This window comes from Granulosicoccus sp. 3-233, from assembly GCF_052681095.1.
Genome location: NZ_JBQYLE010000001.1, coordinates 1,100,938 through 1,121,930 on the forward strand (window position 1 = coordinate 1,100,938; position 20,993 = coordinate 1,121,930).

The following is a 20,993-nucleotide window of genomic DNA, read 5'->3' on the forward strand; positions in this document are numbered from 1 at the left end:
CCTCGCCAATTATATCAGCCGCCAGTGAGAAGCCACCTGCGCAGGGCGTCAAACTACCATGCTGTCACAGGAGCCAATGCTGCACCAGCGGGACACAGGCGGGTGATACGATTCGGAATCGCGAATCAGGTGCAATGGCATGACTATCAGGTGGCTGCTCTTCAGGATTCTGAACACGGTATGCCGAAGCGATATCACGCACGTCTTGTGGCGTGGCAGATCAGTGCAGGCCATCGACCCACTTGACACGAACTGTGAATGCCGTTGGCTGACAGAGGCCGATCTCGAGCAGTTGCGCCACGATACGGATTTCCGGATAACGCCATCATTCATCGAGGATTATCGCCGGTATGGTTTTCTGGGTGTCATCGCCTGCGTCGATGAGCAGCCAGCGGGCCTCCTGTTTCTGGTAGCCGACAGGGTTGCCGCCCGGCATAACAGCGCCGGATCGGTATTCAGCGGTATTGCCGTGGAGCTGCCGCCGGGGGTCTTCTTCCTGTTCAAGGTCTTCGTCAAGGAGGCCGTTCGTGGCCGGCGAATCAATGCAGCGATGCTCCGCTTTGCCGAAACACAAGTACAGCATCCTCCCATGGAGGCCATCATCACCACCACCGACTGGACCAACCAGTCGTTTCTCAAGAGTGTGGAATCGCTGGGTTTCCAGCGCTGCGCCATGGCCTCGGAATTTGTCATCAGAGGCAAGCACTTCCATCGATTGCCTCGTCCTTTCGATCCGCAGGGCGGGCAGCCTTTGCCGGCAAATTCGGCCCGGGAAGCCGTCAGGTTCGTTGTCGATGCGTGAAGACCGCTTGCCGGTGAGTTCGGGGCGTGAGCTGATGCAGGCAGTTGTGCATCAACGCTACTGCCGAGCGTTGCGATAATACAGCGCCGCTCCTGTCAACCAGACCACGGTGAAAGTGTTGTCGCCGAGCAGAGGTGATTCAGGAGTATTTTGATGTTATAACGTATCACTTGCTTACTGGAGCCAGTATGTCCATCAGAGTCGATACACGAAAACTGCTTGCCGCCCTGCTCATGACCGGGGTTGCCCTGTCGTTTCCGGTTGCAGCTCAGGAGCGAAGCAATGTCACCATTGCCTCTCCCTGGGAGGTCGCCAGCGCAGATCCGGCTGTGGCAGGCTTTGCCATACAGAAACTGCAGATCATGGAAAATCTGGTCGATGCGGATGTGCATGGCAAGTTGCGACCGGGCCTTGCCACCGAATGGTCGGCCTCCGCTGATGGTCTGACCTGGACGTTTACCCTGCGTGATGGTGTGCGCTTCCACGATGGCAGCGAGTTGACGGCGGACAATGCAACGCAGGCCTTGAATCGATCCTTCGAGCAACCAGGGGTGCTGTCCAAGGCGCCGATATCCGGTATCACGGCCGGGGATGGTGTGGTCATTGTTCAGCTCGAGAGCGCCTTTGCGTCACTGCCTTCATTGCTGGCACACGCCACGACGGTCATCCCCGCACCGTCTGCGCTGGATGCAGATGGGGTACCCAGCGAGCTGATCGGAACCGGGCCGTTTCGGGTCACGCAATTCTCTCCCCCGCAATCGATAGACATGGAGCGCTTCGACAACTACTGGGGAGAGGCGCCGGCGATCGAAACGGCGAGCTATCTCGCCGCCGGACGCGCCGAGACACGGGCTCTGCTGGCCGAGAGTGGCGATGCCGATCTGGTGTTCACGCTGGACCCGGCGGGCTTTGCCCGTCTGGCCGATGTGGGTGAAGTACAGACCGAGGCCGTTGCCATTCCGCGCGTCATGATGTTGAAGGTCAACGCGGCCCATCCCTTTCTGGATGATCCGCGTGCTCGCCAGGCGTTGAGTCTTGCCATCGACCGAGCAGGTATTGCAACGGCCATCAACCGTTTTCCCGAAGGTGCCGCCACGCAACTGTTTCCGCCGGTGCTGGCCGGATGGCACGATCAGACACTGAGCCCGCTGAATACGGATCCCGCTGCCGCCCGGGCGCTCCTGGCCGAACTGGGCTGGAGCGAAGGCGAAGACGGTATCCTTGTGCGAGAGGGAGAGCGATTCAGCCTGGAATTGAGAACATTCCCCGACCGACCAGAGTTGCCTCTGATCGCCGCGGCACTTCAGGATCAATGGCGTGGCATCGGTATCGAGCTGGACGTCAATGTGTCCAATTATTCGATCATTCCCGAGGGGCACAAGGACGGCACATTGGAAGTGGCTCTGTATGCCCGCAACTATGGACTGACTCCGGACCCCATTGGTACCGTGCTGCAGGATTTTGCTGCGGGAGGCGGTGACTGGGGCGCCATGGGCTGGCAGAGCGACGCAGTGGCCGGTGCGCTGGATACCATCGCAAGCTCTACCGATCTGGCCCAGCGCACCGAGGCCATCAGCACGGTAGTCAGCAGTCTGCATGCCGAGTTGCCGGTGATTCCCGTTACCTGGTACCAGCACACGGTAGCCATTGCCGACGGCTTGCAGGGTGTGGTCATCGATCCGCTGCAACGCTCCTACGGGCTCAGTGAGATCTCTTGGGCGAAATGAGCCTGAAACTTGCGCCCTGGGCGCGATCGCTCGTGTCCATCCTTGCCGGGCGAGGCCTTCAGGCGCTGGTGGTGGCTCTGGTGGTCGGTGTCGTCAGCTTCATCATGATGCAGGCCTTGCCGGGGGATGCCTCCTATCGCATTGCGGCCGGGCGTTATGGCTACGACATGATGGATGCGGCGGCCGCCGAAGCAGTCAGGCTCGAACTGGGTCTTGATAGTCCATGGTGGATACAACTCAAAGCCTGGTTGGCTGAGCTTGCCACCTTTGATCTGGGCCGCTCGCATGTGTACGGTTCGCCCGTCATCAACGAAGTGGCAACGCAACTCCGCTACTCCTTGTTGCTGGCCGGAGGTGCCGTGCTTGCCTCTCTCCTGATTGCCTTGCCTGTGGGAATCGCCGCTGGTCTGCGACCCGGCGGGGTAGTGGATCGTATCAGTCTTGCCGTGTCGATCTTTCTGCGTGCCATACCTGCATTTGCCCTGGGGATCGTGCTGGTGCTGGTCTTTGCCGTGCAGCTTGATCTGTTACCGGTGGCAGGCTTCCGCGGGCCGCAGTATCTGATTCTGCCCTCATTGACACTGGGATTGGGCCTTGCTGCCGTATCTTCCCGAGTGGTTCGCGATGCCGTGGCGGACGCCATGTCGGCGGAGTGGCGCCTGTTTGCGCGAACGAAAGGTCTTACGGCCCGCCGGACCGTATTGAGCCACGTGATGCGAAACGCCTCCCTGCCGGTGGTTGCCTATGTCGGTGTACAGGGCGCCTATCTCATAGAGGGTGTGGTGATTGTCGAAACGGTGTTTGCGTGGCCGGGTATCGGTCATGCGCTGGTGCATGCCATCTTCGGGCGCGATGTGGCCATGGTACAAGGCACCGCGCTGGCCCTGGGCCTGATCTATGTGGGGCTGAACCTCTGCATTGATCTGACTTGCCGACTGATAGATCCTCGAAGCGCATGAATGACGTGACTACTGGTGTTGCACTGCCAGGCAGCAGACAGCGACCAGCACTCGGTGCATCCCGGCTGGCAGGTCTGATACTGTTTGGCCTGCTGGCAGGCGCGGCTGTTATCGGGCCGGATCTGGTGGGTCATGACCCGGCCACGCAGTCCTTGCTCGATGCGCGACAGGGCCCCAGTGCACAGCATCTGCTGGGTACGGATCATCTGGGCCGTGACATGGCGGCACGCCTGTTGTCGGGCGCGCGCTTGTCCATGGGACTGGCTCTGCTCTCGATCATCTCGGCCGGGATTCCGGGAACATTGCTGGGTGTGCTTGCCGCCAGGTCAGGTGGGTGGACAGATCGGCTGCTGAGCGCCTTTGCCGATGCAGTACTGGCATTGCCGGGCTTGTTGCTGGTGCTGATGCTCGCTGCCATTGCACCGGGTTCCTGGTGGGCCCTGTATGTCGGTATCTCGTTGACGCTCTGGGTCGAGTACTTCCGCTATACGCGTCAGCGTGCCCGTGTCGTGCTGCGTTCGCCGCAAGTCGAAGCGTCTCGCATGCTGGGTCTTGGACCGTGGCTGATCCTGCGTCGTCATCTTGTTCCCGAAATCGGTCCGGGTCTGCTGACCATTGCCGCCTTTGGTGCCGCCACCGCTGTCACTGCGGTGGCGGCTCTCGGTTTCGTCAGTGTCGGAATTCGACCGCCACAGGCCGAGTGGGGTGTGATGATGACCGAACTGTTGCCCTACTGGCGTGAAGCTCCCTGGCTGATTCTGCAGCCGGTGGCTGCACTCGTGCTGACGGTACTGGCCTTGCATCTGAGTGTCGGCGGAATGAGGCGTCCATGAAAATGAATGCGGTAGACATCATGGAAACGACGGTAGCAGTCAGGGAGTTGTGCGTTCACGTGGGGTCAACCCTGCTCATGGGGCCTGTCAGCTTCTCGGTTGCCGCCGGTGAAACCCTGGTGGTCATGGGGGAGACGGGGGCCGGCAAGAGCCTGATTGCTCAGGCCATTCTGGGTACCTTGCCAGATCAGTTGCATGCCACTGGCGAAATAGATGTCAACGGCTTGCGAGTCGATAACCTCGCCCCGGAGATTCGTGCTGCGAGCTGGGGGCGACAGATTGCCGCGCTGCCCCAGGAACCCTGGCGCGCACTCAGTCCGCTCAAGCGCTCAGCCAGACATGTGCGCGAGACCTATCGCCATGTGGGTCGGCAGCCCGATCCGGCAGCGAGCTGCGCCCGGGCCTTCGACGCATTGGGACTGGTGGGCGCAGAAGAACGTTTGCCGGGTGAGCTGTCTGGTGGCATGGCCCAGCGTGTCGCCTTTGCTGCCGCTACCGCCGGTGGTGCGCCGATATTGCTGGCGGATGAACCTACCAAGGGACTGGATACCGATCGCCGTGCACGAGTTGTAGAATTATTGTCTGCCGTGCCCCAACAAGGCGGCACCTTGATCGCCATAACCCACGAAGTGGCCGTGGCACGAGCCCTGGGTGGCAAGCTGATCGTGCTGCGAGAAGGCAAGGTGGTGGAGCAGGGCGACACGCGCACCATTCTGACGGCACCTGCCCATGCCTACACGCAGGAACTGATTGCCGCAGATCCATCCAGCTGGGCACAAGCGGCACCAGCGGCAGTCGGCAAGGTATTGCTGAAAGCACAGGATGTGTCGGTGGAGCGTGCCGGGCATCGACTGATCAGGAATCTCGACCTGCGCGTGCACGAAGGCGAGCGTGTGGCGCTGGTCGGACCCAGTGGCGTGGGCAAGACCAGCTTGCTGGATACCCTGGCCGGATTGCTTGCGCCTGCGAACGGTTCGGTGCAACGCGCCGGGGGGCTTGGACCCAGGGCCGTGCAGAAGCTCTATCAGGATCCTCCCACGGCCTTTCCACAACACATCTCCCTTGAAGTGAGTTTGCGGGATGCCGCGCGCCTCAACGGTACTCCGTGGAGCGAGGTGGAAGATCTGCTGGCTCGCCTCGCGGTGCCATTGTCATTGCTGGCCCGCCGCCCGGATGCGGTGTCAGGTGGCGAACTGCAACGCCTTGCACTGGCGCGTGCTTTGTCGGCTCGCCCCAGTGTGCTGCTCGCCGATGAGCCCACTTCACGGCTGGACCCGATTACCCAGGCCCGCACCCTCGAGATGCTCGCTGACATCGCGGACGCCCGCCGTCTGGGCGTCATTCTGGTCACGCACGATGCTCATATTGCGGAGCGTTGGGCGCATCGCTGCGTGGGCTTGTAGTCGATCGGAGACATTCTGCGTCTGATTCTGCGACAAGGCCGCCCCGAAAAAACCTCCGAGCGCGACTGTATTCACCGATCTACCGTGTTTCTGGTTCGCGTCTTCATGTCCCATTGAGGTTAGGATATTGCCAGGACTCATTGGAGAACAAAATGATTCATGGTGCGGCGATCGCTTATGCCCTGATAATCGTCGGCGTCATCGCCTTCCAGTTCTGTTTGATGGCGGGGGCCCCCTGGGGTCGTTTGACTCAGGGCGGGCAGCATCCTGGGGCACTGCCGTTGTCCGGTCGAATGGTCGCTGCCATCTCGGTGGTTCTGCTGGTTTTCATGGCGGGCTCCATCCTGTCGGCAGCGAAAATCTGGGTTAACTGGCCACGATGGATGGGCTGGGTTGCCCTCGGCATTCAGGCGCTGTCCACCTTGCTCAACTGGATTACTCCATCACGTTCCGAGCGTTTGCTGTGGGCGCCCGTGACGAGCGTGATGCTGACATTGGCGCTATTGGTCATGCTTGACTGACGCTCAAGGCGTGTGGCAACGCACTGCACCGGGACGCCGTGTCGCAGCGGCGGCATGATGATAGCCGGCGCTGATGGCAGGAGTACAGAGTCGGGTAACTAACCGTTATCCACAAATCCTGTGGATAACCGTGTGGATGAACAAGGTATAGATGGTTGGAGCGGTGTTGGGGTCATGCTCTCGTCATTCTGTCCAAAAGTTGCGCACCCGCGGGGCGGGATTTTCTGCTAGCACTCTCAAGCATCATTGGCCCCACTAGTCAGCGTACCGGCACGGGTGGGTATCGCTTGCAACCAATCCGCCAGCCCTGGAGTTACAGGTCGATTCTCAAGCCGTCTGTTCCGACATGCAAAGCTCCGTCCCAATGGTCCGCCACCGCGTTTTTCCAGTCCTGTTCGCCGTAGTCAGGGTCATCCGAGGGGATGAGGTGAGACAGGGCCAGTTGGCGTACACCTGCGTTGGAGGCGGTTCTGGCGGCGTCATGTGCGAAGGTGTGTGATCGCAACCAGTGCTCCATCAGCTTGTCACTGCCGTTGCCGACACGTTCCAGCAAGGCGGGCAGGGCGCTTTCCAGCATGGCCTCATGAACCAGCAAGTCAGCGTCTCGGGCAAAATCCTCCAGAGCGGTTATCGGTGCGGTATCGCCGGAAAAGACCACGTGCTTCGATGTGCCTTTGAATGACAGCGCAAAGCAATCGATCAATGGCGGGTGTTCGGTGCGAATGGCAGACACCGTCAGTCCGTCTTGTTGCATCACGACGCCTTCATCGATGACATGTATCTGCAGCAGGGTGCGTAGATCCGGACGCCCTTCATCCTCAATCCGCAAGTCGATGTCCGCTTTCATGGAGGCAAGGAAACCGTCCCAGTAATCGTTCAGGCCAGCAGGCCCCCAGACATCCACACTGGTTTTCAATCCGGCAGTCCATGCCGTGTGCAGCAGTGGGCCGAGTTCCAGATAGTGATCCGAGTGCAGGTGGGTGATGAAGATCCTGGAAAGCGTCTTCAATTGCACGCCCTGGTCGACAAGCCCTCGGGTTACCCCGAGAGCGCAATCCACAACCATCTGTTGCCCGTCCAGGCAGAGCAGGTTGGAGGTGGGCATGGAGGAGCCGGGCCGAATGGCAGGCCCGCCCTTGGTGCCCAACAGGGCCACGTAGTTCCGAGACATGTCTGTTCCTCAGGCAGCTTTCAAGCCGGCGTCGAGCGCCGACAGGATGGTGGTGCAATCCTGTTCAGTCAGCACCAGCGGGGAGAGAGTATCAGATTGGGGCCGGATGCTCTGACCATGGCCCCGGCCTGGTACGCACGCTCTTGAACCGTGTCGGTTCTGCCAGCATCGATAGGTGTTTTCGTTGCGCGATCGCTGACCATTTCAATGGCCGCCATCAAGCCATGGCCTCCACCAACATCACCGATGATGTCAATTCGTTCCATCAGAAGGACTCATCGCTTCAGAAGTTGACAATAACACGATACCGGCTGCCGAAATGATTCCGCTTCTGGCCTTGGGCATTCCCGGTGAGGCGTTGACTGCCATGATGCTGTCCGTTTTCTGCGTGCACAATTGGAAGGCATGTCCGTGCCTGCATCGGATGGCGGTTTGATGGATGTCCCATCTCCGATCAATGGACAGGTGTTGACGCAAGTTGCCAGAGGCACGGCGGAAGACATGCGCTCTACCATTGCTTCTGCCCGGTCGGCGTTCGAGGACAAAGGCTGGTCTGGCCAAGCGCCGGCGGTGCGCAGGAAAGTCCTGCTCAGGTGAGCCGATCTGATTGAGGTGGGTCTGAAACTGTTCCTGTCAGAGCTGCTGGCAGGTTTGCCAACGGAGGTGGAAACGCAAAGGCTGGATTGCCACATCAATGACGAGGAGTTTGTCGAGCATGCGCTGAGGACTTTTGACGACGGGTGCGCAAGAGGCATCGTGGTGAGCTAGCGTATCCTTATGGCAAGGCCGACACTCGCAGTGCGCTCAATCGTTTTGCCAGTGAGCGTTCGCTCTCGAGCGTTTTCTTGGCATCACTGAACAGACTTGGCTGCTTGCGTAGTTCCAATACGTAAGGGCTTCCCTGTCGGCGGGTGCGGTGGGAAATGGGGAGGCCGAGACCATCAATCACGCCGTGGAGGTGCCTGCGGCGGTTCTTGGCCAGCGGCAAGCTGACTGTCTGCGAAGGGCTTTTCAGGAATTCGGTCAGTGTTGCGCAGTCAGCGCAAGAACAGTTCGTCTCTGTTGTCATGCGCCAATCGCCAGGAAGCCGCTTGGCGTTCTCGATGCGATGCTCAATCAGTTTCTGCGTTCCCAGATACAGGGAGCGAAGCACGTCTGATACGGCTTTGTCGTGTTGATGGTCCAGGGCGGCTTGCAGCGTGCTCACCAGCACATCGCTCGAGTAGCCTTCGATCATCTCGTCGAGCGTTCTGAACAATCGCAGCCAGTGTGCATCGCTGTTCAGTTCAGCCAGAGCGTGGATCATGTACTGTAGTTCTCGTTGTTCACGTCTTGCGTTTCGTGCCTGTTCCATTGGTGAACGTGATGCATGCTGGCTTGCATGTTCCTCATGCAAGAGATGCAGCAGGCGATCGACCACGGCGCAGGGTAATTTCTGCGAAGGGAAATGATCAGCTGCGTTGCAGCTGCGAACGAAGTGGCTCAAAGGCTTGAGCCAATCAAGGCGATAGAGATCTGCCCTTTCACTGAAAAAGCGTCTGGCGCCCGGATTCGAATGAGGATTCTTGCGAGCGGTGCCACGCCCGGAGGTCACGTCATCGGCAAGCCATCGATCAAACAACGAGAGACAGAAGTCTTCGCCATGTACACTGCCGCATGCCATCAACGCGGGGATGGTCTTTGCACCCACTGCGCTGATCGATAGTGAGTGCAGCAGATCAAGAGCCGTTTCCTTCGATGGCAACAGAGAGGCGAGTGCCAGTATATCCGGTACGTCTTTTCCCTCTTTGTGACGATGGTTCGCCGGCCAGACGGTGAGAAGGGAAGCAACGGCGGCATTCAATTGGTGTGGATCGAGTGCGTCAGCATCGCGCAGCAGTTCGCGTACGACAACTGCCCCACCATCGTTGGTGCCTGCCAGAATTCTGTAGCGTTCGGAAGCTGGCCAGAGAATGATGGCAGCACGGCGATATTCCCGTTCCAGTGTATCGCCGTAATTCCCCATGTACCCCTCGTATTCCTCGAATGTCGGGGGATGCTGGTCGAGGCCGACGTTCCAGCAGAGTTCCTTTTCATACGCTGTCAGTTCCGGCAGCTTGACCTTGTTGCCGGAGGAGTCTCGCCAGTGCCTGAGAACCGCATGGCAATCGATGATTTCATGAATGTCATAGTCAGTGGGTGATCGGTCATCATCGGCATCGTCGTCATCCCAATCGTCGTAATAGTGATTCCGCGGATTCGTGGGAAAGGCGCTGGCGATTTCCGTCACGTTGACCAGTGACAGGTGAGCCTGAAGATCCAGTCGTGACGCTGCTGCCAGCAGTGACTGCGCTCGCTGACTGTCCTTGCCTTTGAGGTGGTTCCAGTTCAGGCTGCGCTGACTGTAGGCATGATCGAGCAGGTAGACCAGTTTCCTGTCGGAACCCGAGCGCCAAGTGTTTTCCTTGAAGCGCGACTTGTCGAAGTAGGCCTGCAAAGCCTCTTCAATGTGTGGGTTTGCAGCGTCAGGGAAGGCGGTACGCGGGGCCGATGCCTTGAAATGCAAGGTATGGCTCAACACCACGCGGTAGCCCTCGGTGACGGGTCGCACTTCGTGCTCACAATCAGCGTAGAAGGCATACAGAGAAAGTTTGGGTGAGGTGCTTTCGCGAGTGATGAATCGACGGGATTCTCCCTCGTGGGTCACGATCAGTGAGCCTCCCTTGTGTGATGTGGGAAGCGCCACGACCAGGGTACCGATCATGTCATCAGCGCGCTCGGTATCACGATGCGGCTTGAAGAACTGGCCTGGCCCGTAGATCAGCAATTTGTCTACCTTGGCCGTGAGTCTGCCCTCGGGTAAGCCGAGTTGCGTACGCATCTCTTCCAGCGCGGGTTTCAAGGTGCGATTCCAGTCACGAGCCTGCCAGGCGAGTCGTCGACGAGGAATCTCGCCGACGTCGCGCACACGTTTGTCGTGCAGTGTTTCTCGCCCTTTGCCAAAGGGGGCGGGTGTCGCCAGCGCGGTGAGCTTGCGCGCACTCGCTTTGGAGAGGGGGAGTCTTAACGGCTTGCCGCCATCGACTGACAATGCCAGCGTTGTGATGGGGAGCGAACTGCGACAGGCGAAGCTGCCGGGCTGGCTGCTCGAAGAGCTCTTCTTGTGCAAGGGCGGAACAGAGGGATTTTCGAGCGCATCGGTCAGGCGTGACAACAGGATAGTGGATTCAGACATCGGAAGTTATCCAGACAGGTGTTTCAGTCAGTGCTGGGACTCTGTTTATCACTTTTTCCTGTCTGAGTCTGCCTACCGTGCCACCCTGCCATGCAGGGAATCGGTTGAACGCGATGGTTACGGGCTTGCTATGGTGGCGTGAATCGTGACAGGGAGTTGTATTGAGGGTCTGAACAGATGACCGTCGTGTTTCCGAGGCCTGGTCTATCCTGATTCGATTTTACTGCTGCAGGGCTCGGGGAACCCGTTAGCATGGCAGCTGGCAGCAGTTGCCGGTTGAAATGGATGTGCTGCTCCAATCAGCGTCTGATGTCAGGAATTACCGCTGAGATTGTTATTGTTACCGGCCCTTCACACCAGCTGTGTGCGATGCTTTCAGTCAAGGATGAGTCTCGCAGAAGACATCGGGACAGGTCGGAGAAAACGCCGCCACCAGGGATACGGATCGATAGACGCGATCATTGCGGATTATTGGACGGTCGGTAGCGGTCTCTCCGACCCGCCCGAATTCTGAGGATTGACGTGATCTGGAACGCACTGGGCATACCGGATAGTCCGCGCACCTTTCGGTTGCGACCATTGAACGTGTAACTCGCACTTACACGTTGCTGCGTGGTTCGGTTTTCTGCAGAAATTACCCGCGCTGAGAAAGGAATTGTCCAGCCATCGAATTGCATCCTTGTCGATCGCATGAACCGTTCGAACCCGCATTCCGGCTTTTCGCGCTGGAGGCAGGAACTGCGTTCAATCAGCTGATTGTCATGATGCTCAAGACGACAGCGCCTGCAAAACTCACAGGCGCTTGTCGTCAGCTGCGCTACAGGCCCGGTGTCACTTGGTTGTCCGAGCCTGATTTCGCGTTGGCGATTACTCCAGTTCGTAAACGGTTTCACCGCCCAGAATGGTTTGCTCGACCACGATATCCTTGATCGTGGCAGGATCCACGGTGAGGGGGTCTTCTGACAAGACGACGAGATCTGCCAGTTTTCCGACTTCAATACTGCCTTTCTTGTCCTCTTCGAAGTTGGAATACGCGGCATGGATGGTGGTCGCCTTCAACGCTTCCAGCGGCGTGATGGCCTGTTCGGCACCAATCACACTGTCACTTGTGGAGGTCCGGTTTACCGCCGACCAGATCAGGCGCATGGGTTCCATCGGTACCACTGGTGTGTCGGTGTGAATCGTATAGGGCATGGCACGTGCCAGTGATGATTGAGTCGGGCTCATGCGAAAAGCTCGCTCAGGTCCCATGAAGATATCGCGGTGGCGATCGCCCCAGTAGTAGGTATGCAGAACGAAGTACGACGGAATGACGCCCAGGGCTTGCATGTCATCCAGCTGATCTTCTCGCGCCATTTGCGAATGAATGACCACATGGCGAGTATCTTCGCGAGGGTTGGTCTCCTGTGCCTGGCGAATTCCGTAGAGGATATCGTCAATGGCAGCATCCCCGTTGCCGTGAATGATGGCCTGACGGCCGGCATCGTGTATTTCCTTTATCCTGGCAGCCAGTGCCTCGCGCTCGTAACGCGGGAACCCGACATAGTCATCGGGCTGATCTTCGGGAGTGACGTAGTAGGGCTGCGACAGATACCCGGTATAGCCTTGAATGGAACCGTCGGCAAAATCCTTGACACCACCAATGGTGATTCTGTCAGACGTGAATTCCATGGCCTCGACGGCATCCACGGCGTCGAGTGTTGGCCAGATGTTGACTCGGATGGGCAGCCCTTCGCTGCTGGAGGCAACGAGGTCTATCAGGCCGGCAAAAGCGGCGGGTGCGGCACCGTCGTTGGCCGTTGTCACTCCCTGTGAGGAATAGGTGGCAGCCGCGCTTCGGATGGCTTGAGTGAGTTCTGCCGCCGTGTTTGCCGGAATCAGTCCGGATACCTGGGTCATGGCTGAAGGTTCTTCGAGTACGCCATTGGGTTCCCCGTTTTCATCAAACCTGATGACACCACCTTCCGGTTGCGGCGTTTCGGATGTGATGCCGGCCATCTCCAGCGCCAGGCTGTTGGCCACTGCCAGGTGACCCGAGGTATGGGTGATCAGAATCGGGTGTGTGGTGGAGACTCTGTCAAGGTCCTCACGCGTGGGGTGTCGCAATTCTGCCAGCAGGGTATCGTCATAACCAAAGCCCTGTATCCAGTTGCCTTCCTCAATGTTTTCTGCTGCTGCGGTGAGCTTGGCAACCAGTTGCCCTATGCTTTCGACGTCACCAATGGGAGGGCTGTTCAGATTGACATTGAACAACTCGATGATGCCGGCATAAACGAAGTGACTGTGGGCATCGTAGATGCCGGGAATCATGGTCTTGCCTTCGAGGTCAATGACCGATGCGTCTGCATCTAGGTCGGTGCGAAGATCCTGCTCGGTTCCCACAGCGGTAATGGTGTCACCCGTGACAATGACGGCGTCCGCAATCGTGTCCTGCTCATCGAGTGTCAGGATGTTGGCATTCATGTACAGCGTACTGGGCTCCTCGTTATCTCCTGTCGAGTTGTCATTGTCATCATCCGAACTGCAAGCTGACAGAACCAGCAGCACTGATGCCAGGCTTGCAGTCAATGTGATTCCCGATAATCTTGTTTTCATGCAGAGTTCCCTTGTTTGCTGACATGTAACCCGTAACATATAATGAAATTTTGACGACGTACAAGGGTAAATTCTTCAATTCGTCGTGACGCTGAATGTTGCGGACAGGGCCTTGGAATGCAGTCAGGCATGACGGGATTTCACTGTCGGAGAAGGCTCATGCCAGGTAGATGTCGCGCAGGCTGCGGCTTGCGGAGTCAACCATGGAATGTGTGCTGAAGTCCTGGCGCCGGAAACCAGGGAAAAAGTCCTGCAAACACACCGGCCTGGCACTAACAAAAGGTTCGTTCTGGTCAGGTCACCGCTGCTCGATAACTGGCAAACACATCACTCGGTAGCGGATATTGCAGTTTCCAGGTGATCTGCATGGGCCGCTCTGATTGATGGTCGTCATAGCAGGCCTTGCCGACGCAGAAGTACGGCATGGTATGGCCATTGGGCTGCTTCTTCGCTGAGCGGATGAACAAGACGATGTGGCGATGAAAGCTGCCAGGATCTCTTCGCGGGTGTCGCTGGCGTGTACCTGTAGAGGGACGGGGTGCAGTAGCCCGAGTAGGCGGTGCAGGTGGGTGATTTGCGACTGGAACAGATCGAGTACGGATATCAGCTCGTGTCGCAGGCCCTCGCGTTGCCAGAAGATCACCGATGCCTGGTCGAGGTTCTCATGGTGGTTTCTCTTCGGACTGAGAACAGACAAAGCCGCTCCTGAGGCGCCAGGAGCGGTCTGTCGAACCTTGCTCGGTCTATCTTGCCGTCAGAGAAATCAGCGCGAAATTCCCGGAGCGATTTCCACCGGCATCGATGGCGACGACTCGATACTCGTAGTCTTCCCCACTGCTGAGGGTGTCGTCGAAAAAGCTGACACCATCTGTCAAGGCAATGAGCTCACCATTGCGTTCTATCTCATAGCTCAAACCGAAGATATCCGGTCTGTCCCAGAATATCTCTGCGGCAGTGGACGAGTACACATCGGCTCGAATTCCCGTCGGGAACTCGCTGCCGGACGATCCATCACCGCCAGTCACAAAGCTGGTTTCTTCTGTCGAAATGATCTCACCGTCAGCATTCACCACACTCACGGTATAAGTGTAGATGTCGCCTGGAAGCAGATCATCGTCAAACACACTCAAGGCATCCAGTACACCGACGAGCTCACCGTTACGAGTGACTTCGTAGAGCACGTTTCCGCCATCAGTGATGCGATCCCAGAACACCTCGCCGGCAGTATCCGAATAAACGGCATTGCGAAGATTCAAGGCCGATGTCGGTTCGCTTGAATCCTCGTCTTCGGCTGTGAGTGTCATGTCGTCGAACCGAACGTCACCACTGCTGCCGTGCAATCCGTACAGATAAACAGGCAGTGGGTCGGCACCTGTGGTGAAGGTTACCGATACCGCTGTCCAGTCACTGGTATCAAAGGCCTGAAGCACATCTACTTCACCCTCGGCCGTATCTTCAATTCCCTCTGTTCCCTTGGCGCCAAGAGCACCTTCGCCCTTGACGTAGGCGGAGAATTCATAAGTCGTGTCTGGCAAAACCTCAACGCGCTGGTAAATACGGCCCGGTGCGTCACCGACCTTTGCAGAGCCTTCACCCGTGTAGACATCGCCAGAGGCGCTAACCGGTTCTTGCTGTATCCAGTCGTTCAACGAATCTTCGAAATCACCATTGAGAAGCTCGGCATTGGCCTCGGGAGGGGGCAACTCGTAGTCCGGATCCTCTATGCGTTCATACGATACATTGGTGAGTATCACCGATGATTCGTAGATACCCAGAAATTCATAGCACTCGGGAAAATCAAGTGGTGGCGACAGTGCACTGCACTTGTCGCCACCGTAAGGGTGGTCGGTATCCGTGGTGACCTGGGATTGCAGATAGTTGCCGAACTTCAGGTAGTCCGTCGGTGTCTGTTCGACTTCGCGCGTAACCGATAGATCGTCGACCGTGACGGTGACCGTTCCATAGTTGTTCTCGACACTGACATCGAACGTGTCACCTGCGACAAACGTACCGAAGTGAAAAACGTCTTCTCCGAAATCGGGGAGCCCCTTTGTTCGCAGTCGCACGTACAGGTCGAATATGCCGTTCTTGCCAACGCTATCACCCACGGGGTTTCCGTCACCATCCACAAACGCTTCCGTTGAGTCGGCATAGTAGAGTTTCATCAGCGTCGGGTCGTCACCATGGTACTGAGTGATGATCGACTTGGCGCCATCGGACATGCTCACTGTGTATGTGGCCTGAAACAGCTCATAGCTTGCTGCCATTGGCAAGCGCTCAGACTGTTTGATCTTGTATTCGTGTCGCCAACCGTTGCCGTTTGCTGTGGCAACCTGCGCTTCCAGGGGAAGAAACTGCAAGCTGGTTTCATTGATCAGAGGGTCTGGCGTTTCTCCTTCCAGCTCCCAGATTGAACCGTCGGTTATGTAGGCAGGTATGGCCGCATCCTGAGCGAGAGCGGGAATGGTATGGAGCAAGCTGCAAAAGAGCGTGGGCAGCAGGAGCTTTACCGAGGTTCCCTTTCGGTCAAATATCATGGCAGTACGAATTTCGTGCCTTTCATGTAAATGAAAGTTCATTTTCCACCTTCAGTAGTTTTCAGGCAGCTTGTACTCATTGGTAACTGGCACAGTCTGGTGCAAATCCGACCTGGCTCCCGTCGTTGGTCAGGGTGGGAGTATTCCTTGCCTGGACCTCTTTACGGTGATCAAGTGAGTCATGCCTTGTGAATGAGCCGGAAATATCAGTGAATCCGCTACCTGGTGATGAGAGATTTGTAATCGCCTTGTTTTGGTCTGAACTACAACTGGTATGGTAGATATGGCCATCAGATATGTCAATTAATTTTGTGATGTATTTCACATTTGTATGGAATGAATGGCATCGACTGGCATCGGAAAGTTTTGACGGCTTCGACGGCTTCGACGGCTTCGACGGCTTCAACGGCTTCAACGGCTTCAACGGCTTCAACGGCTTCAACGGCTTCAACGGCTTCAACGGCTTCAACGGCTTCGACGGCTTCGACGGCCTCGACGGCCTCGACGGCTTCAGGCGGGAGTTCCATCAGTTGGCAAGCTCGACTGCAGCAGTTTGCGCAGTGGCCACGTTGTGTCTCTTGCTCGAAGAGGCACGGCTAGCTAACCGTTATCCACAAATCCTGTGGATAAGCGTGTGGATGAACCTGGTATATATGCTTGCAGCGGCGTTGGAGTCATGCTCTCGTTATTCTGTGCAAAAGTTGTGCACCCGAGGGCCAGTGATTTTCTGCTTCTGATCGTTGCAAGTTCTATCGCCTGCCAACCTCAAGCGACCAGCTTCTCCGCAAACTCGGAACGGTGGTGGGCTGTCACCAGCAACTTCTCCGTGGCACGGGTCATGGCGACGTAGAGCAGTTTGGCCTCGGTTGCAGCTTCGGCGTGCTTGTCCGGCATGGAACCAACACCCGAGACGATCACCAGCGGGAACTCAAGACCCTTGCTGCTGTGCATGGTCATCAGCTTGATGGATGGGTCAGAGGAGGAGAGGCGTGTCTTGTCGGCCTTCGAACGCAGCCAGTGCACCGGCAGCTTGGCACTTTTCATGGCTTCGTTAAGCTTTTCCCCCATCCAGTTGGCTCGGTAGGCAACGCAGATATCAGACCATGGTATGCCTTTGTCGTGCTGCTCCCTGATGCACTTGATGATCAGCTGAACTTCCTCTTCATAGCCCGGACATAGCTTGAATACCGGCTTGGGTCCGTGACGGCCGGCAGTTTCCGGGGTGACGGTGGTGACGTGATCGTCATCCAGCTCTTCACCGGAAAGCCATGTGCTGGCGAACTGATACGCGTAGTTGATTATTTCATCTGTGTTGCGATAGTTGACTCGCAGTATCTTCGTGCGTCCGACCGCCTGCACGCCCACGCTCGAGAGGCTGAACCCCAGTGATCGTTTGGTGTAGATGGATTGTGCGTCATCGTAGAGCAGTAGCAGGGAGTTGGTGTCCGGGTCGATCATGCTGACAATCAGACGCAGCCAATCGGGTTCGAAATCGTGGCCTTCATCAATCATCACAGCGCCGTATTGCGCTCTGGGAATCCTGCCTGACTCGGTGGCGTCGATGACCGTTTGCACCAGCTCATGAACGTAATGACTGCCGGCTGCTGGTTTGTCCACATGATAGGTACGTAGCTGATCACCGCACCAATCGTGAAAGTGGCGCACCTGCACGCGCTCACTCAGTTCGTTGATCTGGATGACTTCGCGCAGCCTGGCAGCCAATGCCACGTTGAAGCATAGAACCAGAACAGGCTTGATGAAGGTGTTTGCAAGGTGTACGCATCGATAGCCCAGGATCAGCGTCTTGCCTGAGCCTGCGACACCGTGAATGACGCGATGGCCATCACCCAGGCTTCGGGCCAGGGCTTCCTGTTCAAGATCCATGACCTTGATGATGTCAGGGAATAATTGGTCGGGATCATCCTTGTTCGTTGCAGCGTTCGTGAAAGGTTTATCCGCAACAGTAGAATATGGGCTTTCCTGACAGTCCTGACCATTCTTGCTTTTCTGATCAGGCTGCTCAGCCTGATCGCTGCCAATCAGCAATTGTTCGGGCGGACTGATTCTGATTTCCGGGAAGAGATGCCAGCGAATGCGGTCGATCTGAGGCAAGCTCAAGGGCTCGCTGAATTGTCTCGGGAACATGTCCCAGAGGCGCTTCTGAAACACCTCGGCATCGCCGTTGCTGGCAATTTCGTCACGACAGATGACGAGATGCTCTGGTAGCACCATGCCCATGTCGGAGCTGTCAAACTCCTTGCGCGTGATGCCAGTGAGTACCACGCCGAAGGCATACGGGCAAATCAGCTTGCCTTTGTGATGGCCGTCCTGATGCGTCAATGCCGGATCACGACACAAGCTGTTGATCAAGCTGTAGGTGCATTGCCGCGCTTGGTCCAGTGGGTGTTGTACGCTCTTCAAGCCGTTGTTTGTCAGCAGTTTGAAGAACTGCGGATCCACACTGTGCAGACTGGAAAGCTTCCAGTCCTTGACTTCCAGCAGGAGAAGTCCGCGAGACGGGTGCAGGACAATGAAGTCGGTGTATCGAGAGCGTTGACCTGTGCCGACTCGCGGTTCATACCAACAGAGGTAGTCGTCTTCCAGGTGGGATTCCAGAATGCGAGCCACGCGCTTTTCACCCGCTGTCATACGTCGCAGGCAGGAGTTGAGCGACGGTATCAGCTTGGCCATCCGTTTGCCTCCGTGGTGTGCTGCTCGGATATTTTTTGTTTGGTTGGAGAGTTGCCTCCTTCAATGGTTATCGGTTTGGAAGGGGAAAGTATGAATGGTGGGTGAAGGGTGTTGTGACCGAATTCGGCAGTACACTGATGCCTCTCCCGACGCTCAGTCGTCCGCAACGCGCCACTCGCGGTGGCGTGATTTATCGAATCGCGCCATATTCGCGCCACGTAATCTGTCGTCGCTTCACTTTGTTTGGCGCAAAGCTCAAAGTGGCTCCCATGTCTGCCCGATTCATTCAGGCGTAACCCGCAGTACTTTCCCGTTGGAAGAATCGGTGAGCAGATACAAGCTGCCATCCGGGGCAATGCGAACATCACGGATGCGCATGCCGAGCTCGGTGAACAGACTTTGCTGTGTCATGGTCTGATCGTCATTGACATGAACACGACGCACCTCTCTGGCCTTGAGCGCGGCGACCAGCCAATCACCTTCCAGAGCGGGAAAGGCCTCTCCGTGTCCAATGGCCATGCCTGCGGGTGCAATGGACGGGGTCCAGTGCAGCAAGGGTTGCTGCGTACCCGGGTAGTGTGTGAACGGTGAGATGGCAGCACCCGAATAGTCGTCACCGTAGGTGGCAACCGGCCAGCCATAGTTGATTCCCGGCTCCATCTTGTTGACTTCATCTCCACCGGCAGGACCGTGTTCATTGGACAGGATGGCCCCGGTGTCCGGGTGCACGACAATGGCCTGAGGGTTGCGATGTCCGTAGCTCCAGATTTCGGGCAGAACGTTCTCGTCATCGATAAAGGGGTTGTCAGCCGGAACACTGCCGTCATCGTTCAATCTCACGATGGTGCCCAGATGACTGTCGTTTCGCTGCGCCTGTTCTCGGTAGTCGAAACCGTCGCCAATGGCCAGCAACAGGGTGTTGTCAGGGAGAAACGCCATTCGCCCGCCGTAATGCACGGGTGTATCCTTTGACGGTGAAGCCGTGAACAACACGGTGACATCAACGAGTGCATTTCCCTCCAGCCGGGCTCTTGCGAGTCGTGTGGCATTGGCCTCGTCATGACCGTATGCATAGCTGAGATAGAGCCAGCCGTTCGTGTCGTGCTCAGGGTGCAATACCACATCGAAGAGACCCCCCTGGCTCTTGGCAAACACATCCGGTACACCGGCGACGGGTTCGGACACCGCGCCCTTGTCGATGATTCTCAGTTGCCCGCTACGCTCGGTCACCAGCAATCGACCGTCGGGCAGGAACGCAAGCGACCAGGGGTGATCCAGCGAACCGGCAATCTCTGTGATGGTATAGTCGTCTGGCGTCAGCGGCTCGTAAGCGGCGAAGGATTGCTCGACTCCTGCACAGAACACGACGAACCCGGCCACCATACTCAACCGGCGGCGACGACGCGAGATCGGTTTATTCATTTTCAAGAAAACCCGTATTTGCAATTGTGCGTACATACTTGGCCAAGCTGTTCATCTCGTTCGCCTTGTCGGTGCTGCTTACCTATACGCTGGCCAGTCTTGCACACACCCAACAGGTATTGTCAGGACTCCTGCAACTGGGCGTTCTGATCCCGATGGCAGATCGTATCGCGATGAGCGCGGGCGACTGGGTCGGACTGTACCTGTATCTGGCGGTGATTGCGATCGGGCTGTTGATTGCGTTCTGCGTCATGGCCTTGCTCGGTCGTGTCCTGCCGGTGCCCGAAATGCCACTGTACGCCGTGGGTGGTGCGCTGGCCATGTTCGTGATTCTCTTCTCCATGCGAGAGCTCGGATCGCTGACACCCATCGCCGGTGCTCGCGGGGCGCTGGGCATGAGTTTGCAATGTCTGGCAGGAGCTGTTGGTGGCGCTCTGTTTGGCTTGCGTTTACCGGTCAAAGTGGCCAGTCATTCCGGTTCTAAATGATTACCTAAATCCCCCAACGCCAGAGTGCTGATATTGGCACCGTTGGTGATCACTTTGCATCAGGGATGGTGGAGCCCAGTGTGTCAACCTGCAGCAAATCAGCCCCAGTCTGATTTAACATGGATTTCAGAGCCTTTTAGCAGGGCCAATTACAATGCCTAAGCCAGCCACAGACTTGCCAGATACGAACGTCACGCCGGAGCCGAAAAAGCTCAAGTCGACTTTTCACGCCCGACTATAAACTCAAGATTATCGCTCAGGCCAACGCCTGAGCACACAGATGACCTCGACGATATCCGGGTGGCCAAGGCATTTCCCACGTTGGAACTCACCATCTCCATGCTACGTCTGCGTACCCCGGAAATGCATCGATTCGATGAGCTTCATGCTGCCCTGGGTGTGGAAATTGCCTCGGCGGTAGGCGAGATGCAAAGCAGCAATTCGGCTGCGCAAGTCACCGGTGATAATGCCCGTTGATGGTGTATTTGCAGAGTGCTTGAAGGTTCCCGAAGGCACCCGATCAGACATCCCGCAAGGCGAGGATTTCGTCCAAAAGTGGCCTGTCTCATAGCACATACAGCACTTGAAACCGAGTATTCCAATCCCTGGGGCGCGTCTATGGCATTGCCG

20 protein-coding genes are annotated in these 20,993 nt (G+C 57.2%); 12 read left to right on the forward strand and 8 right to left on the reverse strand.

Annotated elements, in window-relative coordinates; translation table 11 throughout:
• The first annotated feature begins 139 nt into the window (after positions 1-139).
• The 6 genes from ACUNV4_RS04865 (at position 140) to ACUNV4_RS04890 (ending at position 6,245) form a co-directional block, all read left to right on the forward strand.
• Positions 140-802 (forward strand): hypothetical protein, encoded by a 663-nt coding sequence (locus ACUNV4_RS04865; protein WP_430877363.1) that lies wholly within the window; start codon positions 140-142, stop codon positions 800-802.
• A gap of 188 nt (positions 803-990) precedes the next feature.
• Complete coding sequence (locus ACUNV4_RS04870) at positions 991-2,529, forward strand: ABC transporter substrate-binding protein (protein ID WP_430877364.1); 1,539 nt, start codon at positions 991-993, stop codon at positions 2,527-2,529.
• Positions 2,526-3,488 (forward strand): ABC transporter permease, encoded by a 963-nt coding sequence (locus ACUNV4_RS04875; RefSeq protein ID WP_430877365.1) that lies wholly within the window; start codon positions 2,526-2,528, stop codon positions 3,486-3,488. The genes ACUNV4_RS04870 and ACUNV4_RS04875 overlap by 4 nt, the downstream gene beginning before the upstream one ends.
• Positions 3,485-4,321 carry an ABC transporter permease gene (locus ACUNV4_RS04880; RefSeq protein ID WP_430877366.1) on the forward strand — a complete coding sequence of 279 codons (837 nt, stop codon included), beginning with the start codon at positions 3,485-3,487 and terminating at the stop codon, positions 4,319-4,321. The genes ACUNV4_RS04875 and ACUNV4_RS04880 overlap by 4 nt, the downstream gene beginning before the upstream one ends.
• Positions 4,318-5,724 carry an ABC transporter ATP-binding protein gene (locus ACUNV4_RS04885; RefSeq protein ID WP_430877367.1) on the forward strand — a complete coding sequence of 469 codons (1,407 nt, stop codon included), beginning with the start codon at positions 4,318-4,320 and terminating at the stop codon, positions 5,722-5,724. Before ACUNV4_RS04880 ends, ACUNV4_RS04885 begins: the two co-directional genes overlap by 4 nt.
• A gap of 152 nt (positions 5,725-5,876) precedes the next feature.
• Positions 5,877-6,245 (forward strand): hypothetical protein, encoded by a 369-nt coding sequence (locus ACUNV4_RS04890; protein ID WP_430877368.1) that lies wholly within the window; start codon positions 5,877-5,879, stop codon positions 6,243-6,245.
• Positions 6,246-6,558: 313 nt separating this feature from the next.
• On the opposite strand, the gene ACUNV4_RS04895 is transcribed toward ACUNV4_RS04890, so the two are convergent.
• Together ACUNV4_RS04895 and ACUNV4_RS04900 are read right to left on the reverse strand one after the other, a co-directional pair.
• Entirely contained in the window at positions 6,559-7,416 is an 858-nt protein-coding gene (locus tag ACUNV4_RS04895; RefSeq protein WP_430877369.1) for an MBL fold metallo-hydrolase, read from the reverse strand.
• Positions 7,417-7,484: 68 nt separating this feature from the next.
• Positions 7,485-7,682 (reverse strand): hypothetical protein, encoded by a 198-nt coding sequence (locus tag ACUNV4_RS04900; RefSeq protein ID WP_430877370.1) that lies wholly within the window; start codon positions 7,680-7,682, stop codon positions 7,485-7,487.
• 11 nt (positions 7,683-7,693) lie between these two features.
• Between ACUNV4_RS04900 and ACUNV4_RS04905 the strand changes: the two genes are divergently transcribed.
• Genes ACUNV4_RS04905 through ACUNV4_RS04915 form a run of 3 tightly spaced genes read left to right on the forward strand, consistent with a single transcriptional unit; the run spans position 7,694 to position 8,184 of the window.
• Positions 7,694-7,852, forward strand: coding sequence for a tripartite tricarboxylate transporter permease (locus ACUNV4_RS04905; protein ID WP_430877410.1), 159 nt, complete (start codon positions 7,694-7,696; stop codon positions 7,850-7,852).
• Entirely contained in the window at positions 7,852-8,013 is a 162-nt protein-coding gene (locus ACUNV4_RS04910) for an aldehyde dehydrogenase family protein (protein WP_430877411.1), read from the forward strand. Before ACUNV4_RS04905 ends, ACUNV4_RS04910 begins: the two co-directional genes overlap by 1 nt.
• A gap of 15 nt (positions 8,014-8,028) precedes the next feature.
• The gene (locus ACUNV4_RS04915) at positions 8,029-8,184 is read left to right on the forward strand and encodes a hypothetical protein (protein ID WP_430877371.1); all 156 of its coding nucleotides are present in this window, start codon (positions 8,029-8,031) and stop codon (positions 8,182-8,184) included.
• Between the two features lie 7 nt (positions 8,185-8,191).
• Here the strand turns inward: ACUNV4_RS04915 and ACUNV4_RS04920 are convergent, their stop codons facing one another.
• The 4 genes from ACUNV4_RS04920 to ACUNV4_RS04935 all read right to left on the reverse strand — a co-directional run bounded on the left by ACUNV4_RS04920 (position 8,192) and on the right by ACUNV4_RS04935 (position 15,762).
• Positions 8,192-10,630 (reverse strand): 2OG-Fe(II) oxygenase, encoded by a 2,439-nt coding sequence (locus tag ACUNV4_RS04920; protein ID WP_430877372.1) that lies wholly within the window; start codon positions 10,628-10,630, stop codon positions 8,192-8,194.
• An 867-nt stretch (positions 10,631-11,497) separates the two neighbouring features.
• On the reverse strand, positions 11,498-13,225 hold the full coding sequence (locus tag ACUNV4_RS04925; RefSeq protein ID WP_430877373.1) for an amidohydrolase: 1,728 nt from the start codon (positions 13,223-13,225) through the stop codon (positions 11,498-11,500).
• Between the two features lie 293 nt (positions 13,226-13,518).
• The gene (locus ACUNV4_RS04930) at positions 13,519-13,692 is read right to left on the reverse strand and encodes a hypothetical protein (protein ID WP_430877374.1); all 174 of its coding nucleotides are present in this window, start codon (positions 13,690-13,692) and stop codon (positions 13,519-13,521) included.
• Positions 13,693-13,968: 276 nt separating this feature from the next.
• Positions 13,969-15,762, reverse strand: coding sequence for a polysaccharide lyase family 7 protein (locus tag ACUNV4_RS04935; RefSeq protein WP_430877375.1), 1,794 nt, complete (start codon positions 15,760-15,762; stop codon positions 13,969-13,971).
• A 296-nt stretch (positions 15,763-16,058) separates the two neighbouring features.
• Between ACUNV4_RS04935 and ACUNV4_RS04940 the strand changes: the two genes are divergently transcribed.
• A complete protein-coding gene (locus tag ACUNV4_RS04940; protein ID WP_430877376.1) occupies positions 16,059-16,499 on the forward strand; it encodes a hypothetical protein in 441 nt (146 codons plus the stop codon).
• A gap of 28 nt (positions 16,500-16,527) precedes the next feature.
• On the opposite strand, the gene ACUNV4_RS04945 is transcribed toward ACUNV4_RS04940, so the two are convergent.
• Both ACUNV4_RS04945 and ACUNV4_RS04950 read right to left on the reverse strand, forming a co-directional pair.
• A complete protein-coding gene (locus ACUNV4_RS04945) occupies positions 16,528-18,453 on the reverse strand; it encodes a 3'-5' exonuclease (protein WP_430877377.1) in 1,926 nt (641 codons plus the stop codon).
• A gap of 282 nt (positions 18,454-18,735) precedes the next feature.
• Positions 18,736-19,875, reverse strand: coding sequence for a PQQ-dependent sugar dehydrogenase (locus tag ACUNV4_RS04950; protein WP_430877378.1), 1,140 nt, complete (start codon positions 19,873-19,875; stop codon positions 18,736-18,738).
• Between the two features lie 38 nt (positions 19,876-19,913).
• Here ACUNV4_RS04950 and ACUNV4_RS04955 point away from each other — a divergent pair, with 38 nt between their 5' ends.
• Together ACUNV4_RS04955 and ACUNV4_RS04960 are read left to right on the forward strand one after the other, a co-directional pair.
• The gene (locus tag ACUNV4_RS04955) at positions 19,914-20,363 is read left to right on the forward strand and encodes a hypothetical protein (protein ID WP_430877379.1); all 450 of its coding nucleotides are present in this window, start codon (positions 19,914-19,916) and stop codon (positions 20,361-20,363) included.
• Between the two features lie 300 nt (positions 20,364-20,663).
• Positions 20,664-20,840, forward strand: coding sequence for a hypothetical protein (locus tag ACUNV4_RS04960; protein ID WP_430877380.1), 177 nt, complete (start codon positions 20,664-20,666; stop codon positions 20,838-20,840).
• The last annotated feature ends 153 nt before the right edge of the window (positions 20,841-20,993 follow it).

What these genes read in the sequence shown, in the direction of transcription:
- ACUNV4_RS04865 (WP_430877363.1), top strand. Translation starts at nt 140, where the DNA reads ATGACTATCAGGTGGCTGCTCTTCAGGATTCTGAACACGGTATGCCGA.
- ACUNV4_RS04870 (WP_430877364.1), top strand. Translation starts at nt 991, where the DNA reads ATGTCCATCAGAGTCGATACACGAAAACTGCTTGCCGCCCTGCTCATG.
- ACUNV4_RS04875 (WP_430877365.1), top strand. Translation starts at nt 2,526, where the DNA reads ATGAGCCTGAAACTTGCGCCCTGGGCGCGATCGCTCGTGTCCATCCTT.
- ACUNV4_RS04880 (WP_430877366.1), top strand. Translation starts at nt 3,485, where the DNA reads ATGAATGACGTGACTACTGGTGTTGCACTGCCAGGCAGCAGACAGCGA.
- ACUNV4_RS04885 (WP_430877367.1), top strand. Translation starts at nt 4,318, where the DNA reads ATGAAAATGAATGCGGTAGACATCATGGAAACGACGGTAGCAGTCAGG.
- ACUNV4_RS04890 (WP_430877368.1), top strand. Translation starts at nt 5,877, where the DNA reads ATGATTCATGGTGCGGCGATCGCTTATGCCCTGATAATCGTCGGCGTC.
- ACUNV4_RS04895 (WP_430877369.1), bottom strand. Translation starts at nt 7,416, where the DNA reads ATGTCTCGGAACTACGTGGCCCTGTTGGGCACCAAGGGCGGGCCTGCC.
- ACUNV4_RS04900 (WP_430877370.1), bottom strand. Translation starts at nt 7,682, where the DNA reads ATGGAACGAATTGACATCATCGGTGATGTTGGTGGAGGCCATGGCTTG.
- ACUNV4_RS04910 (WP_430877411.1), top strand. Translation starts at nt 7,852, where the DNA reads ATGGATGTCCCATCTCCGATCAATGGACAGGTGTTGACGCAAGTTGCC.
- ACUNV4_RS04920 (WP_430877372.1), bottom strand. Translation starts at nt 10,630, where the DNA reads ATGTCTGAATCCACTATCCTGTTGTCACGCCTGACCGATGCGCTCGAA.
- ACUNV4_RS04925 (WP_430877373.1), bottom strand. Translation starts at nt 13,225, where the DNA reads ATGAAAACAAGATTATCGGGAATCACATTGACTGCAAGCCTGGCATCA.
- ACUNV4_RS04935 (WP_430877375.1), bottom strand. Translation starts at nt 15,762, where the DNA reads ATGATATTTGACCGAAAGGGAACCTCGGTAAAGCTCCTGCTGCCCACG.
- ACUNV4_RS04940 (WP_430877376.1), top strand. Translation starts at nt 16,059, where the DNA reads ATGTCAATTAATTTTGTGATGTATTTCACATTTGTATGGAATGAATGG.
- ACUNV4_RS04945 (WP_430877377.1), bottom strand. Translation starts at nt 18,453, where the DNA reads ATGGCCAAGCTGATACCGTCGCTCAACTCCTGCCTGCGACGTATGACA.
- ACUNV4_RS04950 (WP_430877378.1), bottom strand. Translation starts at nt 19,875, where the DNA reads ATGAATAAACCGATCTCGCGTCGTCGCCGCCGGTTGAGTATGGTGGCC.